The organism is Myxococcales bacterium (assembly GCA_016720545.1).
GTDB lineage: Bacteria > Myxococcota_A > Polyangia > Polyangiales > Polyangiaceae > JAAFHV01.
The window spans coordinates 132,649-148,777 of sequence record JADKKK010000018.1 but is presented as its reverse complement, the minus strand read 5'-3'; the positions used below and the strand labels follow the sequence as shown (position 1 = coordinate 148,777).

The 16,129-nt window shown below is 71.8% G+C and carries 16 protein-coding genes; 7 read left to right on the top strand and 9 right to left on the bottom strand.

Annotation, left to right across the window (positions count from 1 at the left end; translation table 11 throughout):
- The 4 genes from IPQ09_24590 to IPQ09_24575 form a co-directional block, all read right to left on the bottom strand.
- A partial coding sequence (locus IPQ09_24590; protein MBL0197348.1) for a DUF790 family protein occupies positions 1-1,013 on the bottom strand: 1,013 nt, incomplete at its 3' end.
- Positions 1,000-2,391 (bottom strand): DEAD/DEAH box helicase family protein, encoded by a 1,392-nt coding sequence (locus tag IPQ09_24585; GenBank protein MBL0197347.1) that lies wholly within the window; start codon positions 2,389-2,391, stop codon positions 1,000-1,002. The genes IPQ09_24585 and IPQ09_24590, both read right to left, overlap by 14 nt.
- The gene (locus IPQ09_24580; GenBank protein ID MBL0197346.1) at positions 2,382-2,546 is read right to left on the bottom strand and encodes a hypothetical protein; all 165 of its coding nucleotides are present in this window, start codon (positions 2,544-2,546) and stop codon (positions 2,382-2,384) included. The genes IPQ09_24585 and IPQ09_24580 overlap by 10 nt, the downstream gene beginning before the upstream one ends.
- A gap of 52 nt (positions 2,547-2,598) precedes the next feature.
- Positions 2,599-3,153, bottom strand: a complete 555-nt coding sequence (locus IPQ09_24575) for an FHA domain-containing protein (GenBank protein MBL0197345.1) — start codon at positions 3,151-3,153, stop codon at positions 2,599-2,601.
- Positions 3,154-3,294: 141 nt separating this feature from the next.
- On the opposite strand from IPQ09_24575, the gene IPQ09_24570 reads away from it, so the two are divergent.
- Positions 3,295-4,194, top strand: a complete 900-nt coding sequence (locus IPQ09_24570) for a hypothetical protein (GenBank protein MBL0197344.1) — start codon at positions 3,295-3,297, stop codon at positions 4,192-4,194.
- Positions 4,195-4,383: 189 nt separating this feature from the next.
- On the opposite strand, the gene IPQ09_24565 is transcribed toward IPQ09_24570, so the two are convergent.
- Positions 4,384-5,046 (bottom strand): hypothetical protein, encoded by a 663-nt coding sequence (locus tag IPQ09_24565; protein ID MBL0197343.1) that lies wholly within the window; start codon positions 5,044-5,046, stop codon positions 4,384-4,386.
- A gap of 306 nt (positions 5,047-5,352) precedes the next feature.
- Between IPQ09_24565 and IPQ09_24560 the strand changes: the two genes are divergently transcribed.
- Positions 5,353-5,805: a hypothetical protein gene (locus tag IPQ09_24560; GenBank protein ID MBL0197342.1), complete on the top strand. Its 453-nt coding sequence runs from the start codon at positions 5,353-5,355 to the stop codon at positions 5,803-5,805.
- Between the two features lie 110 nt (positions 5,806-5,915).
- Positions 5,916-7,013 (top strand): 6-phosphofructokinase, encoded by a 1,098-nt coding sequence (locus IPQ09_24555; GenBank protein ID MBL0197341.1) that lies wholly within the window; start codon positions 5,916-5,918, stop codon positions 7,011-7,013.
- A 345-nt stretch (positions 7,014-7,358) separates the two neighbouring features.
- Here the strand turns inward: IPQ09_24555 and thiL are convergent, their stop codons facing one another.
- Positions 7,359-8,324 (bottom strand): thiamine-phosphate kinase, encoded by a 966-nt coding sequence (gene thiL / locus IPQ09_24550; GenBank protein MBL0197340.1) that lies wholly within the window; start codon positions 8,322-8,324, stop codon positions 7,359-7,361.
- A gap of 150 nt (positions 8,325-8,474) precedes the next feature.
- Here thiL and IPQ09_24545 point away from each other — a divergent pair, with 150 nt between their 5' ends.
- The 4 genes from IPQ09_24545 (at position 8,475) to IPQ09_24530 (ending at position 13,398) form a co-directional block, all read left to right on the top strand.
- On the top strand, positions 8,475-9,026 hold the full coding sequence (locus tag IPQ09_24545; GenBank protein ID MBL0197339.1) for a peroxiredoxin: 552 nt from the start codon (positions 8,475-8,477) through the stop codon (positions 9,024-9,026).
- Complete coding sequence (locus IPQ09_24540; protein ID MBL0197338.1) at positions 9,023-10,123, top strand: hypothetical protein; 1,101 nt, start codon at positions 9,023-9,025, stop codon at positions 10,121-10,123. The genes IPQ09_24545 and IPQ09_24540 overlap by 4 nt, the downstream gene beginning before the upstream one ends.
- A 388-nt stretch (positions 10,124-10,511) precedes the next feature.
- Entirely contained in the window at positions 10,512-11,408 is an 897-nt protein-coding gene (locus IPQ09_24535) for a M48 family metallopeptidase (protein ID MBL0197337.1), read from the top strand.
- 160 nt (positions 11,409-11,568) lie between these two features.
- Positions 11,569-13,398, top strand: coding sequence for a dynamin family protein (locus IPQ09_24530; GenBank protein ID MBL0197336.1), 1,830 nt, complete (start codon positions 11,569-11,571; stop codon positions 13,396-13,398).
- Between the two features lie 79 nt (positions 13,399-13,477).
- On the opposite strand, the gene IPQ09_24525 is transcribed toward IPQ09_24530, so the two are convergent.
- Genes IPQ09_24525 through IPQ09_24515 form a run of 3 tightly spaced genes read right to left on the bottom strand, consistent with a single transcriptional unit; the run spans position 13,478 to position 16,106 of the window.
- Entirely contained in the window at positions 13,478-14,428 is a 951-nt protein-coding gene (locus tag IPQ09_24525) for an MBL fold metallo-hydrolase (GenBank protein MBL0197335.1), read from the bottom strand.
- The gene (locus tag IPQ09_24520; protein MBL0197334.1) at positions 14,428-15,153 is read right to left on the bottom strand and encodes a hypothetical protein; all 726 of its coding nucleotides are present in this window, start codon (positions 15,151-15,153) and stop codon (positions 14,428-14,430) included. The genes IPQ09_24525 and IPQ09_24520 overlap by 1 nt, the downstream gene beginning before the upstream one ends.
- The gene (locus IPQ09_24515; GenBank protein MBL0197333.1) at positions 15,150-16,106 is read right to left on the bottom strand and encodes a homoserine kinase; all 957 of its coding nucleotides are present in this window, start codon (positions 16,104-16,106) and stop codon (positions 15,150-15,152) included. The genes IPQ09_24520 and IPQ09_24515 overlap by 4 nt, the downstream gene beginning before the upstream one ends.
- Positions 16,107-16,129: the final 23 nt, after the last annotated feature.

The following is a 16,129-nucleotide window of genomic DNA, read 5'->3' as shown; positions in this document are numbered from 1 at the left end:
CCCACGAACACGCGGCGGTCGCCGCGCTGCACGACGAGGTCGGGCACGACGAGGCCCGCGCCCGGCAGGTGTACGAGCTCGGCCGAGAGCGCGCACCTCGCACCGCACGCCTCCGCGAGCGGCTCGAGGCCCGCGAGGAGCTTGCTCACGTCGTCGGCGACGCCGGCCGCGGCGACCGGGCTCGCGGCGCGGGTGGGCGCGCCCGTGCCTCCCGCCAAACGCAGCTTGAGCGGCGCGCGCTCCTTGCCCCACAGCACGTCGGCCTCGAGCTCGTACGCCGTGAGGCGCTCGAGCGCGGGCACGAGCATGGCGAAGCCCAGGCCGTACCGCGTGACCGACTCGAACAGGCTGAACGGACCGTCGATGACGAGCGAGAAGGCGCCCTCGCCCGTGGCCTCGATCTCGAAGAGGAGCTTGTGGAATTTCAGTGTACGAAAGAACGCCCTCACCTCGCCCGCGTCGCGCGTCGTCACGGTACACACCGCGCGGGTCGCCCGGAGCAGCGCGGCCTGCGCCTGCGCCGCGGCGAACCCCTCGACGAGGGTGTCGCCCGAGAGGGCCGGTCCGCTCGTGAGCGTGTCCGCGTCGCGGAGATCGGAGAAGAGCCCCGCGTCGAGCGCTGCCGGCGAGAGCCCGAGCGTCGCGGCCACCGACGCGACGACGACCTCGCGATCGAGGCTCATGCCGTCGGCGAGCGCGGCCCGGGCCGCCGCCGCGGTGGTGAACAGCGCGCGGCGGAGCTCGACGGGATCGTGGGCGCTGGCCGACGAGAAGTCGCAGGCGTCGAGAACGAGCTTGCGCAGCGCGAGGACGACGCGGCGGTCGAGCGCGCCGCCGTCGAGCGCATCCCACGCGGCGATCAGGCGCTCGCGGCTCTGCCCCACGTGCGCTCGGGCCTCGCGGATCAGCGCCGCGGCCAGCCGGCGGGCCAGGGGCTCCTCCTCGGGCCGCAGCGCGCGCAGGCGCAGCTCGCCCTTGTAGCGCCGCGCCACGACGAGGTCAGCGGTAAGCACTGTGCTCCCGCCGGCGCTCGCTCGTGAAGGTCTCGCCGGTCGCCTGCGTGACGAGCTCGTAGAGCACCGCGCGCTTGTCTTGCCCCTTGCGGAGCACACGCCCCAGCCGCTGCACGTGCTCGCGCACCGACCCGGAGCCGGAGAGCACGATCGCGACGTTGGCCTCGGGCACGTCGACGCCCTCGTTCAGCACGCGCGACGTGGCGATCACGCCGTAGCGCCCCTCGCGGAGCCCCGAGAGGACCTCGGCGCGCTCCTTCACCTTGGTCTGGTGGGTGATCACGGGGACCAGAAACCGCCGAGAGAGCGTGTAGGCCGTGGCGTTGTCTTGGGTGAAGAGGAGCACACGATCGCGCCGGTGCTCGTGGAGCAGGTGCTCGGTGTACGCGAGCTTGCCGCGCGCGGAGAACGCGAGCTCTCGCTGACGTCGGTAGCCGGCCATCGCGCGGCGGCCGTCCTCGGTGCGGGCCGAGAGCATGACGAACTCGGCGAAGCCGCGCGGATCGCCCATGCGGATGTGGTTCATCGAGAGGAACTCTCGGTAGAGCTTCCGCTCTCGCTCGTACTCCTCGCGCTCGTCCGGATCGAGCTCCACCCCCACCTGCTCGGTCTCGTATTCGGCGAGGTAGTCCCCGGCGAGCTCGACGATGTCGCGCCGGTAGACGAGAGGCCCGACGAGCGCGTCGAGGAGCGCCTCGCGACCGTCGGTCCGCTCAGGCGTCGCCGTGAGCCCGAGGCGAAACGGCGCGAGGCACTGCTTGGCCGCGAGCGAGTAGGCCGCGCTGGGCAGGTGATGGCACTCGTCGAACACCACGAGGCCGAAGCGCGCGCCCAGACGATCCATGTGGATGTACGCGGAATCATAAGTGGAAACAGTGATCGCGCGGACGTCGTGCTCGCCGCCGCCGAGGACCCCCACCTCCTGGCCGAACGTGGCCGCGAGCAGCCCGTGCCACTGCCGGACGAGGTCGAGCGTGGGGGCGAGCACCAGCGTGGCGCGGCGCTTCTCGGCGATCGCCATCACGGCGACGTGCGTCTTGCCCGCGCCGGTGGGCAGCACGACCACGCCGCGCCCACGCTCGCGCAGCCACGCGGTGATCGCCTCGCGCTGGAATGGGCGCGCCTCGCGGTGGACCCGCGGCTCGGCGTCGAGCTCGGGGTACGCGCGCGCCTCGTCGACGAAGGTCACTTTGTCGCGCACGAGCGCGCGCACGAGCTGCGCGTAGGCGACCGCAGGCGCGCGATGACACGCGGTGCGCGGATCCCACACGAGCCCCTCGAGCGGCGCGGTGAGGCCCCGCACCTCCAGCGTCCCCGCAGAGAACGCGAGCGTGATCGACGCGCGTGCGCCGGCCTCACCCGCTGCGCTCAGGGGCACTCCTGACCCACCGACGGATCCGGGTTACCGTAGCTGACCCCGACCTGCTCGCCGTCGCTCTCGACGAGGATGTCGGTGATGGAGGCGGCGCCACCTTCGGCGGAGGCGGTCTTGACGAGCTTCGCGCCTCGCACCTTCGCCGTCGCGCTCACCATTTCGTGACGCTATCACGGCCCGTGGGCGGAGGGCGCGCCCGATCGGCCAGGTTCAGTGACGCCCCGCGCTCGTCGACCCCCGCGCCACAACGTCGACCATCGCGTCGATGACCCTGAGCATCGCGTCGCGCCTCAGCCCCTGCGCGGCGAGGCGGCGCGTGAGCTCCTCGGCGAGCTCGCGCTCCCGCGGGATCGCCTCGGGCTCGCCGACGCCGTCGCCCCCGGGCCCGCCGCCCGCGTCGCCGAGCGCGCGCCCGGCGCTGGTCGGCTCGTCCAGGTCGGCGGGGTGGCGTGCCGGATCGGGCCGGGTGCGCCCTAGCTCGACCGTCAGCGTGAAGTCGCCGATCTGCAAGATGTCGTCGGGCCCCAAGGCCGCAGGCGCCCGGAGGGGCACGCCGTTCACGACGGTGCCGTTCTTGCTGGTCAGATCGCGGAGCCAGAGCTGGCCGTCACGGAGCTGAAGGGTTGCATGCCGCTTGGAGACGCGTGGACAGAGGAGCACGACGTCGTTCTCCGGGGCTCGCCCGAGGGTGATGACGCCCTCCCCGTGAAACGTCTCTCGACGAGAGTCGCCGCCGCGCCGACGCAACGAGATCGTGGTGGCCATTCCGTGGGATCGTAGCGGAGCCCCCGGGTGCAGGCGACTCGCCAGCGCGGATGGGCCCGACGGGCAGGCGCTGCAAAAAAGCGGGCGGTCCCGCGCCGTTCCGCTTGACCTCGCTCGAGGACGTGGATTCCCTTGCGAGCCATGGACCCGTACGCACCGATCGCAGGCATCTCCCTCGAGCTCTACGCCGAGCTCTCCGCCGACGTCTCCGACCACCTGAACGACGCGAACGCCCAGATCGAGATCGTGGGCAAGAAGGGCATCACGCGGGGGAGCTGGGACGCCGCGAAGGCCGGCTGGACGGCGCGCATGCAGGACATGTCCCTCATGGGTCAGGTCGCGATGCGCTACATGCCGCTCTACCAGGCGGCGCTCGCGAAGAAGTCCGGCGGCAAGCCCCAGGTCACCTTCGAGGAGTACGTCGCCATGAGCGGCGCCGCGAAGGCCATGAGCGTCGAGGGGATGCTTGCATTCTACAAGCTATCCATGAGCGACTGGACGATGATCGCGGGCGACTGGAGCTCGAAGATCCCGCTGGACATGGGCCGGTACGGAATGTTCGGCATGCTGGTCGAGCAGGAGGGCGCGCGCATCGCGCAGGGCGGCCCGCCGAAGCCCGTCCAGATCGCCCGCGGCGGAGACGGCGGCGCGACCGGCGGCCAACCGCAGCAAGCGCAGGGCTATCCCCAGCCGGGCTACCCCCAGCAGCCCCAGGGCTACCCGCAGCCGGGCTACCCCCAGCAGCCGGGCTACCCCCCGCAGCCGGGCTACCCCCAGCAGGTCCCGGCGTTCCAGGTGCAGGCCGCGAACCTCGGCGCGGCCGTGGGCGGCGCGCTCGGCTCGTTCGGCTCCGCGCTCGACTCGTTCGCGACGAGCGCCGTCGGCGGGTTCGCCGTGGGGACGCCCGTCCTCGTGCTGTGGTCGGACGGCCAACGCTACCCGGCCACGATCACGCAGATGGGAGGCGGTCAGTACAACTGCGCGTTCCCCGACGGCCGGCAGGTGTGGGTCCCGGGCCACGCGGTCTCGCTGCGTAGGTAGCCCGTCCTACAAGGCGGGCAGCCGATGCACTTGTCGGCGCGAGGAGCGCGTTAGCAGCCCGTTGATTTACTCCCGTCGCCCGTCGCCGCCGCATCCCGACCGCCGTCGTTGCGATCCTGCGGTGCGTGCTCACCTAGCCGCGCGGCGCGGTGTCTGCGCGGCGCGACCCGCGGGGATGAGGCGACGAGGTCAGCGGCCCTTGGCGAACACCATGAGCCCCACGCGCCCGCCCCCCTTCGTGGCGGTGACCTCCACGCGGTAGGGGATCGCGATCGGCGAGATGGGGCAGATCGGCGCGGGCACGCGACCGATGGCGGCCAGCTGCCCGCGGCCCTTGCCCGCTTCCATGGTGAAGAACGGCGGGAGCAGCAGCTTCACCTCGAGCTCAGAGACGACCCCCGGGACCCCCGCGGCGAGGAACGTGTAGCAAGTGTTCGGCTGGAGGTTGAACACCATTCCCGACTTCTGGCCCTCGGCGAGGTCGACGCGCAGCACCTGAGACTCGGGCAGCGCGCCCTTTTGTGCGTACTTGAGCGCCTGCTGCCGCAGGGCCACCTCGATCCCTTGATCGATGATGTCAGGCGTGACGCGGGGAGCGGGGTCGCCTGGGGGCGTGTTGGCAGACGGGACGCTGCTCGCCGCAGACGTCGAGGGCCCTGGGATGGGCGCCGAGGCCTCCCCCGGGGAACCCGCGTCCGGCGACCCGAGCGCCGCGTCGGGGCAGCCCATGCCCACACAGAGCGGCGGTCCCCCGAACTGCTCGTGTCGAGCGCACGCCTCCAGGGCGGATGCGGCGGGGACGGCGGCCGCGAGGGCGAGGGCGGCCGCGAGGCGGCGGCGAGGACGGTTCATCACGTGGACTCCGGTGGCAAGCGACCGGGGCCCACTAAAGCACCGATTATGGAGAACGGCCGAGGATTTCGCCCGGCCGGCCCCCCTCGCGCCTTCGTAGCGGGCGCGAGGGCTCGCTCCTCGGAGGCGCGGCCGACGCGGCGGCAGACGCCCGCCCTTCGGTCGGATGGCACCGACACGCCGCTCGCCGCAGGCTCGTCGCCGGTTCCCACGGGCGGGAGAACCTTGTAGGGTCACCGACGTTCAAAGCAGGCGCCGACCCGCTCAAGCGATCGGCGCGGCCGTGAACCGTCCCCCGGAGGCTCGATGCAACGCTCTTCCCGTCTTCGCTCGATCTTGATTTTCTCGGTGTTCGCGTCCGTGCCTCTGCTGGTCGGCTCGGGCTGCAAGAAGGACCCGCCGCCCGCCGTCGTCGACGCCGCGCCGCCGCCGCCGCCCGATCCGGTGGACGCCGCGCCGGTGGAGATCGCGCCGATGGAGGAGGACGCAGGCGCCGACGCCGCGGACGCCGCCGAGGCCGGCAAGAAGGGACCCTACGTCAACCCGAACGTGGCGCGCCTTCGCCAGTGCTGCGGACAGCTCCGCGCAGAGGGCAAGCGGCTCGGCCTCTCGCCCGAGGCTGGCTTCTTCACCGGCGCGGCCGCTCAATGCGACGCGATGGCCGCCCAGGCGGGCCCCTCGGGCACCGCGCCCGAGCTCGGCGTGCTGCGCACCGCCCTCCAGGGGCGCGTGCTTCCGGCGGCCTGCGGCCGCTTCTAACCACCTGAAACCAAAGCGTATTCCACTCACCCCCGGCGGCGTGCGGGCGCCGGGGGCGGTGGCGCGCGCGGTCGAGAGACATCTCGCGCGGTCGCAGGTACGCTGGCGCGATGGCGGACAAGCTCTCTCGCGGTGACAAGGTGTGCGTGCTGACCTCCGGCGGCGACGCGCCGGGCATGAACTCGGCGTTGCGAGGGCTCGCGCGCGTGGGCGCGGAGCTCGGGCTCGAGATGGTCGGCGTCGAAGACGGCTACGAGGGGCTGCTCGATGGGCGGTTCGCGCCGCTCGACATCCGCGCGCTCGACGAGGCGTCGCGCCGCGGCGGCACGATGCTCGGGACGGCCCGCAGCGCCCGCTTCCGAACCCCCGAGGGCCAGGCCACGGCGAAGCGCGTGCTGCGCGACTCGGGCACCGCGGCGCTCATCGTCATCGGCGGGAACGGCTCGCTCACCGGGGCGACGGTGCTCGAAGGCTGCGACGCTGCACGTGGCCCGCTGCGCGTCGCGGGCCTGCCGGCGTCGATCGACAACGACCTCGGCGGCACGTCGATGGCCATCGGCGTCGACACCGCCATGAACACGATCGTCGAGGCGTGCGATCGCATCTGCGACACCGCGCGCGCCCACAAGCGCGTCTTCCTCGTGGAGGTGATGGGCCGCGATTGCGGGTACCTCGCGATGACCGCGGGGGTCTCGGCCGGGGCGGACACGGTGCTGGTGCCCGAGAGCGATCGCACCGACGACGAGCTCGTCGCGCAGGTCTGCCACACGATCGAGCGAGCGCACGCCGAGGGTGATCGGCGACGCCGGGTGCTCATCCTCAAGTCGGAGGGCGTGAAGATGCCCACCGCGCTGCTGAAGGAGCGCGTCGACGCGCGGCTCGCGAGCGAGCACCACGACGTGGACTCGCGAGTGACCGTGCTCGGCCACGTGGTGCGCGGCGGCACGCCGTCCGCGTTCGACAGGCTCCTCGCCGTGCGGTTGGCGAACGCGGCGGTTCGCGGCCTCTTCGACGGGCGCTCCGGCTTCATGGCCGGCTGGGTCGGGCCCGGGGTGACCACGCCGCCCTGCCCCTACGATCCGTACGTCGTGCTCGTGCCGCTCGGCGAGATGCTGGCCGAGACCGAGAAGCTCCACCGCGGCGAGTCGGCGCTCGCGATGTGGCGCAAGCGCGTGTACCGCGAGGTCGAGTCGGCCCTCGAGCGCTAGTCTCCTGGAAGCGTGATCCCTTCCAGAAGTCGCGCGGCTCGGCCTTCGCCACAAGGGAGCGAGGGGGTGTCCCGTTTTCGGCGGCGGTGGGAGGATACTCATGTTCGAGGGTCGGCGTTCTCGCGCGGTCACACCCGAAAAACCACTGTCCCCTGAGCGCAAAAGCGCCGCCTCCACCGCGCGGAACGACGTCCGAGTTGAGGACGGGCCCGCCGCCGCCGAAAACGGGGCACCCCATCGCTCCTCGGCATGACACCGAAGACCGGACTTCTGATACGAACCACGACTCCAGGGGACTAGCTAAGGGGCGTAACCACCGCAGGTTCAGGCGCGGTCTCGGCGGGCTCATGCGCCGCGCAGGTGGTCGTACCCCGCGGCCTCGACCTCGCGCTCGCGGCCGTCGACGACCACGGCCACCCCGGCGCCCGCCTGCACACGGCCAATCGCCACGAGACCTCCCGGCAGCGCCCCGTCCACGCCGACGAGCGCGCTCGGGGCACACGCGAGCACCACGTAGTCCTCGCCGCCCCGGAGCGCCGCCTCGAGAGGTCGCTCGCCGAGTCGACGAGCGGCTACCTCGAGGGCGCGCCCACCGCAGGCGACCAGGGCCTCGGCGTCGAGGACGAGGCGCACGCCGCTGCGCGCCGCCAGTCGCGAGGCGTCGAGCGCGAGGCCGTCGGACACGTCGATGGCCGCGGTGGCGCCTCCCAGCCAGCCCGCGAGGTCGTAGCGCACCCGCGGCCGACGAAAACACTGGCGCGCAGGCTCGACGTTTTCCCCATCAATTTCGAGCATATACGAAAGAAGACCGAGCCTAACCAGCCCCAGCGGTCCGGTCGCCCAGACGAGGTCCCCCGGGCGCGCTCCCTCCCTCCGCACCGGCGCGACCGCGCGGCCGAGCACCGTCGTCGTCACGGACAGCGTCGCGCCGCGCGAGAGGTTGCCGCCGATCACGGGGGCGGAGGCCTCCCGCGACGCGTCCCGCTGCCCGCGCGCGAGCGCCTCGACGTCGGCCTCGGTCGTGCGAGGGTCCAGCGTCAGCGCCGCCAAGGCCGCGATGGGAGTCGCGCCCATCGCGACCACGTCGCTCGCGGCCGAGGCGAAGGCGCGATAGCCGATGTCCTCGTAGCTGAGCCACTCGCGGCGGAAGTGCACCTCGTCGACCTGGGCGTCGACGGTCCACACGAGCCGCGATCCCGGGCTCCGGAGCACGGCGCAGTCGTCACCGATCCCGAGCTCGACCTCCGCGCCCCGAGGCACCTCGCCCAGCGCCGCCGCGACGCGCGCCAGCAACGCCTCCTCGCCGGTCACGGTCTCCCCCACCCCCTGGGGCTGTTCAAACGGTGGCGGTCCGGTACAGAATCGTTCGCGCTCGCGTTCTCGCGCGCCCTCGCGCTCTCCCACACGACACCCGGGCGCGGCCGCGCATGGCCGCGCGCGCCCACGGAAAAGGACTGCCCCGTGCTGAAGGCCAATGACGACGCCCCTAAGCTGACCCTCCACGGCGACGACGGGAAGGTCCACGAGGTCGGGGGAGCGCCCGGCACGGTCATCGTCTATTTCTACCCCAAGGACGACACGCCGGGGTGCACGACCGAGGCGAAGGAGTTCTCGGTCGCGGCCTCGCGCTTCGCGGAGGCGGGGGCCGTCGTGTACGGGGTGTCGAAGGACTCCGTCGCGAGCCACTGCAAATTCCGCGACAAGTACGGGCTCTCGGTCCGCCTGCTGTCCGATCCCGACCTCAGCGCGCACACCGCCTTCGGCGCGTACGGCGAAAAGACGATGTACGGGAAGAAGGTCATGGGGACGATCCGCAGCACATTCGTGCTCCGCGACGGCAAGGTGGCGAGGGTGTTCCCCAAGGTGAAGGTGGCGGGCCACGTCGACGCCGTGCTCGCCGCTCTCGCAGAGCTCGCGCAAGGCGGCGGCGCCAAGCAGGCCGCCAAGGCCCCCCGCGGGGCCAAGCAGGCCGCCAAGGCCCCCGCCGCCAAGAAGCGCCGCGCGGAAGAATGATGCCTCTCCCGGAGGTCACGCTGGTCTGGCTCGACGGGGGTGGGCAGGTCGAGTCACGCGCTAGGCCGGACGCGGCGCAGGCTCGCGCGCTCGAAGCCTGGGCCACCGCGCGGGGCGTGCGCCTCGTAGGCCTCGCCCAAGAGACGCGCGCGCCCCTCCCCTACTCGGCCCCGGTCGTGGCGTCGATCGAGACCTCGCTCACCCGCGGCCAAGACGCGATCGCGTCGCTCGACGGGGCGACCGCGGACGAAGCGCTCGGGGCAGCGGAGACCGCGCTCGCCGCCCACGCCGAGCTCCCGCAGGCGCCCTTCCTGCTGGCCGAGGTCCTCCGCGCCCGCGCGCTCCGCGCGACCCGACTCGCGCCGCCGAACGAAGCCGCGGCCAGGGCGGCGCTGGCCGAGGCGCGCGGCCTCGACGGGGGCCGCGTCCCCGGGCTTGGCGATCCACCGGAGGCGCCCGGCCCAACCGCCGCGACCGTCGCGATCGACCTCGTCGCGAGGCTCGCCGCCGACGACGCGCTACTGCTCGACGGGCGGCCGCTCCGCCCGGGCCCCACGAACCTGGAAGTGAGCCCCGAAGGGGCGAACGGAGGTCGGTGGCGAGCCCGAGCCGAAGGCGAGGTGGCGCGCATGAACGTGACGCCCGGGCGCCACCAGCTGGCGCTCGTGTCGAGCGGCGCCCTCGTGTGGGCGCGGTGGCTCACGGCGTCGGAGGGGCTCCGCGTGGCGGTCCCGGTCGTGCGCACGGCCTGCGCACCGCGCGACCTCGCGGAGACGCGGATCCAGAGCGGCTTGGCGCACCCGCCGCCCGGGGCGCTGTGCGGGCGCTGGGCGACGGCGCGGGCGGCAGGCCCCGACGTAGAGCTCGCGACGTGCACGGGCAGCGTCTGCGCTCCCCTGGTCGCGTGGCGGGTGCGCGCGCCCGAGGCGCCGCTCGCCCCACGCTACGTGGACCAGGGCTTCCCAACGTGGGCCAAGTGGACCACGGCAAGCGCCGTCACCGCCATCCTCGCGGGCGTGGTCCTCGTGGCCTCCGGGGCGTTCGAGGCTGCGCCGCGCACGACGCGCTTCACCTACGGTGGCCTGGTCGAGCGCTGACGCGCGTCGGCGACCCGAGAGAAAATGGCGCCACCCCACGATTTCGGGAAGAGCCGCATCGCGGCGCCTGTCCTCTCCGCGGACCCCGGCGGCGACGCCGCTAGCCGAAAGGAGCCCCAACAGCCCCGCCACCGAACCTCTCTCCCGTTGTGTCCCGTTGTGTCCTGTTGTGTCCCGTCGTTGTCCCGTCGGGTCCGCGGGGACGCGCGGCCCCCAAGGCCGACGTCCCCGCTCGTTTCTTTTGGACCTCGCTCGGCGCGCCGGCCGCATGGTTGCGGACCCGCAGGGTCGTCGTTACCGTGACGAGAGCGCGAGATCCTTCCGGATCGCCCCACGTAGTAGACTGGCTGCCGCGCTCACGACGCTGCCCCCAAAGGAACCGCACCCCATGGCGCATGGCCCCGATCTCGATTTCGCTTCGTTCGTCAACCACATGAAGGGCGAGCGCGTGGGGGGTGGCCCCGAGTCGAGCGGCCACGACTACAGTTACATTCTCGATCGGCAGACCCGGGCCGCGTTCGAGAAGGTCCGACCGGTCGAGCTCGTCGTGGCTGCGACCGTGCGGATGTTCAAGCAGGTCTGGCGCGGGCAGCTCCTCGGCAGCACCGTGAAGGTGAGCGAACGTCAGTTTTCCCGCATCCACAGCATCACGCGCCACTGCGCCGACACGCTGCACATCGCGCCGCCCACGGTCTACCTCGTCTCGGATCCGCGCCTCAACGCGGCCACGTACGGCACCAACGACGACGCCTTCATCATCGTGCACTCGGCCCTCGCCGACGCGTACTCCGACGAGGAGCTGATGATGGTGATCGGGCACGAGTGCGGCCACATCCACAACTCCCACGTCGTGTACCTCACCGCGCTCCACTACCTGACGCGCATGGCGGGGGTCTTCTTGTGGTGGGCCGTCGAGCCGGCGGTCATCGCCCTGAACGCGTGGTCGCGCCGCGCCGAGATCACCTGCGATCGCGCGGGCATGCTGTGCAACCCCGACCTCAACACTTCGTCGCGCGCGCTCGCGAAGCTGGTCGTCGGGTCTCGCAAGCTCTTCGAGGACTTCAACCTCGAGGCGTTCCTCGAGCAGTACGAAGAGGGCAAAGACAGCATCGGTCGCCACATGGAGAACTTCGCGACCCACCCGTACCTGCCCAAGCGCATCCTCGCGATGCGCACGTTCGCCGAGAGCGAGCTCTATCGGAAGGCGGCGAAGCTCCCCGCCGGTGGACTTTCGATGACCGAGGTCGACGACCGCGTCCGCGCGTTCCTGAAGGACGACGCCTGACGAAGTCGTTGCGCTCCTCCCTTGGCCGATCGACCATCGGCCTCCCCGCTCGTCCGCGCCGCGACCGCCCGACGCGCACCGGCTCCAGCTCTCTGGGCGCCACAGCGCCACCCGCTCACGCGGTGACACCATCCGAAACACGAGGGATCCCCACGTCATGATGCTCGAGGCATTTTTCGAACGAAAAGGCGAAGTGAAGAAGGCGCTCTCGGCGCTGAGCGACGTGGCGGAGAAGGTGGGCGCCAAGAGCCTTCGCGAGCGGGTCGAGCGCGATCTCGTGAAGAAGCTCGACGAAGACCGGTTCCACCTCGTGGTCGTCGGCGAGTTCAACCACGGCAAGTCGACGTTCGTGAACGCCCTCCTCGGTGAGGGCGCCCTCGCCGTCGGGGTCACCCCGACGACCGCGGCGATCCACCACCTGAAGTACGCGGAGGCCCCCGAGGCCCAGGTCGTCTACGCGTCGGGCAGACGGGAGACCATCCCCTTCGCGGACGCGAAGAAGTTCGCGGTCGGCGGGCCCGAGAGCCCCGAGAAGGTCGATTTCCTCGAGATCGGCTACCCCGCCCCCATCCTGAAGGAGCGCATCCTGCTCGTCGACACGCCCGGCGTGAACGACCTGTCGCTGCAGCGCTCCGACATCACGTACAGCTACATCCCGCGCGCCGACGCGGTGCTGTTCCTGCTCGACGCGGGTCAAATCCTGAAAGAGAGCGAGCGCATCTTCTTGCAGGACAAGCTGCTGAAGGCCTCTCGCGACAAGATCGTGTTCGTGATCACGAAGTGGGACATTCTCTCGGCCGAGGAGCAGACCGAGGCCCTCCACTACGCCAAGACGCAGCTCGCGAACCTGGTGAAGGACCCGCTCGTGTTCCCCATCAGCGCCGAGACCGCGCTCGCCGGCAAGGCCGGAGAGAGCGGCATGCCCGAGCTGCTCGCGCACCTCACCACGTTCCTCGCCGAGGAGCGCGGGCGCATCCTGCTCGACAACGCCCTCGGCGAGGGCGTCAACGTGGGCGCGCTCCTCGCCAAGGGCGTCGACGCCAAGCGACGCGCCGCCTCGATGAAGACCGAGGAGCTCCTCCGACGCATCAGCATGCTCGAGCAGGACCTCGCCGGGCAGGCAGGCAACATCGAGCAGCGACGCATCAAGATCCGCGAAGAGGTCGCGGGCATCAAGGTGGGCGCTCGCAAGGACCTCGACCGCTTCGTGGAGGACACCATCCGGCAGCTCCCGAACGTGATCGACGGCGCCAAGCAGGAGGATCTGAAGCAGTACCTGCCCGCGTTCCTCGAGGACACGTTCAAGAAGTGGGCCGAGGCCGAGGCCAAGGAGATCGGGGCCAAGCTCGAAGACCTCGCGGAGCGGACCATCGCGCTCGTCCGCGAGGATGCGAACGAGACCACGAAGCGCGTCATCGAGACGCTGGGTGGCGACGTCAAACGCCTCGACGTGCAGGTCGACACGTTCCGGTACGATGCGGGCATCGCGGCCCTCTTCGCCGTGGGGCTCGGCGTCATGTTCGTGAACGTGCTCGTGGGCGGCCTCCTCACCCTCGCGGCGCCGGTCCTCGCGCTCGTCCTGCGGGACCGTATCGATGCAGAATACAAGAAGCGAGCGAAGGAGCTCGCGCCCGATGTCGTCCGACAGGCCGCCGAGAAGGCCGCGCCCAAGCTCGACGAGATGATCGACGACTTCGCCGGCCGGCTCGACGCGTGGGTCGTGACGGCGGGCGAAGAGCTTCACCGCGAGGTGCTCGAGGTGCTCAGCGCCGCGAAGGTGCAGCGGGAGACCGGCGAGAAGGACGTCGCGCAGGTCCTGACGGAGGTCGAGACGCAGCAGGCGCTGCTCGACGAGGCGGTCAGCAACGTCGAACGCATTCGCGCGAGCCTCTGGCAGCCCGACAGGGTCCGGATCGCGACGACCGCCGCGGCGCTCCCTCCCCAGGAAGGGCCCCAGGTCGCCCCCGCCCCGCCCGCGCCGCCGGTCTGACGCGGTCCCTCGCCCGCGCGCGTCCGCGCGTGGGGTCGTGGACTGTCTGCGGCCGGTCGGGCTCGCGCTCGCCGCGGCGTCAGTGCCCGTCGGCTGCGGCGGGCGCGGGGACGAGCACCCGCTGCTCGCCGAAGCCTACCACCTGCACGGCGTCCGGCGGGAGCGAGCGGGATTTCGCCTCGGCGAGGAACCGCGCCAGCGCCGCCCCCGGCGCGTCGCTCGAGCTCACGAACGTGTCGCGGTGAATGGGCACGACGCGCCGTGCGCCGAGGTCGAGGAAGACCTGCACCGCCTCCTCGGGGCCTACGTGGCTCTTGCGCATGAACGTTCGCGGCTCCGCGGGCCCGATCGGGAGCAGGGCCAGGTCGATCCCGGGGAAGCGCCGGCCGGTCTCCACGAACGCCCGCTCGTCGTACGCGGTGTCGCCGCCGAAGTAGACGCGGAGCCCGTGGTATTCGACCACGTACCCCGTGGATGCATCCTGCATCCAATCGGCGTCGATGCCGTAGCGGAACCCCGGGTGGTGGACGGGCACAGCGGTGACGCGGAGGCCGTCGCGCTCCCAGGTCTCCCAGGTGCCGAGCTCGAACGCGTCGAACGAAAAGTCGGTGAGGTAGGTGAGCCCGCCGCGCGGGAGCGCGAGGTGTCGCACTTTGGTCTCGATGAGCTCGAGCGAGCCGAGCGACAGGTGATCGGCGTGCACGTGGGAGATGAGCACGGCGTCCACCGGCGGCAGCGCGCGCGGCTCGAGGCCTGGCTCGACGAGGCGCTTCGAGACCTGCCCCACCGTATCGGTGAACACGGGATCGGTGAGCAGCACCTTGTCGTCGAGCTGCACGAGCGCCGTGGCGTGGCCCACCCACAGCACCGAGAGGCGCGCGTCAGTGCGCAGAGGGTGGGCGATCTTGTTCGGCACACGCGCGGGAGTGCTGGCAAGCGTCGCGAGGTTCCTGGTGGCGATAGGGACGACGGCGCACCCCGTAGGCGCCAGCGCGAGCGCGGTCAGGAGCGCGAGCGCCAGGCGCCGCATCAGAAGTACCTCAGGCGGAGGGTGACGGCCGTCGACACCGGCGCGAGCGCCAGGTTCGGCGACGCGGACACCACGACCCCGAAGACGCCGAACACCGTGTAGAGCCCGGCCTCGTAGCGCGCCGCGCCTACCCCCTCGAACGAAGTGTAGGCCACGCCGACCGAGGCGCTCAGGTACTCGCCGCGGTGGAGCAGCGGTACCGTCGAGCGGACCCCGAGGTCGAGCAGGGTGGTCCCTCCGCGGTAAACCACCCACTCTGGCGACGCGAAGATCTCGATCGAGCCCGAGTGGCGCACCACCGGCTCGACCACGAGGACGCGCCATGGCGAGAGGCGGCGGTGGATGCCGAACGAGTAGAGCAGCGGGCTCACGTTCCACCGCACGCCGAAGCGCGCTCCCTCGGAGCCGACCACGAGCTCGGGGCTCGGCACGAACTGCGTCAGCAACCACACGAAGGTCGGCGCCACCTGGGCCTCCCGCGCGAGGTACGGGTCCTGGGACGGCGGTGAGAGGCCCACCACCGGGAGCGCTGGCGCGAGGGGCTCTGTCGGCGTCGTCGGTGTCGACGGTGTCGCCGCCGGTGCGGCGGGCGCTTCGGGCTCCGGCGGGTCGTCGTCGCTGTCCGCCCACGCGAGCCGCGGAGCGCCGAGGCCGAGCGCCAAGCCGAGCGCGAAGACACACGCCAGCCCGGTCGGCCGGCGTCGGGGGCGGGGCGCGTCGCTCATCGGCGAACGCGCTCGATGATGCCCGCGGCGCCGAGCTCGTCGAGCGCGCGGAGGCGGTCTTGAAAGCGTCGGGGATGCTTGCCGAGCCGCGCGGTCTTGTCCGCGATGCGGGTCGTCAGGAAGCGGAGACACGCGAAGCGGCTCTCGGCGTAGAGCCCGCGCCACTCGGCCTCGTCGAGGCGCCTCACAGACTCGTACCCCGAGAGCACGGCGCGCCCAAGGTCGAGATCGAGGCTCGATCCGTAGCACCAAGACTGCAGCACAACCGCGATATCATACACAAAAGCACCACCGTGACAGCTCTCGAAGTCGAGCAGCGCGGCGAGGCGATCGCCGTCGAAGAGCACGTTGTCGCGGAACAGATCGGCGTGAATGAGCCCGTGGGGCAGCCTCGCGTCGCGCGCGCGGTCGGCCAGACCGAGCTCCTGCTCCAGCCACGGCGCTAGCGCGCGCGCCTCGTCGTCGCCCACCTCGCCGAACCTCCGCGTGAGCCCGATGAGCGCGGCGACCGAGAAGCGGTCCGCGGGGAGCGCGAGGCCGGCGGACGCGAGGTGGAGGCGCGCGAGGGCCTCACCGACCTGCGCCGCGTGGCGCGTCGTGACCTCCGACTGGCGGAGCGTGACGCCACGGATGAAAGGAAACGCCACGAGGGGCTTGCCCTTCGCGATGGCGACGCACATGTCTGGCGAGCCCGACCGCCCGAGCGGGGCAGGCGTAGGCACCCCGCGGCGCGAGAGCTCGCCGAGCAGGAGCGCCTCCGCCTCGGCGCCCGTGAGCCCCTGCTGCTCGTAGAGTCGCAGGAAGAGCGATTCGCCCGAGCGCAGCCTGGCGACGCTGCTCGTGTTGACCGTGCCAGCCTCCACCGGGACCAACTGGAGGCCCTCGGTGTCTCTCCCGAGCGCGGTGAGCCACGGGGCCACGTCGTTGGTCGAGAGGGGCGTGCGAGTGGCCACGCCAGACTATCTTTCTCGATGGC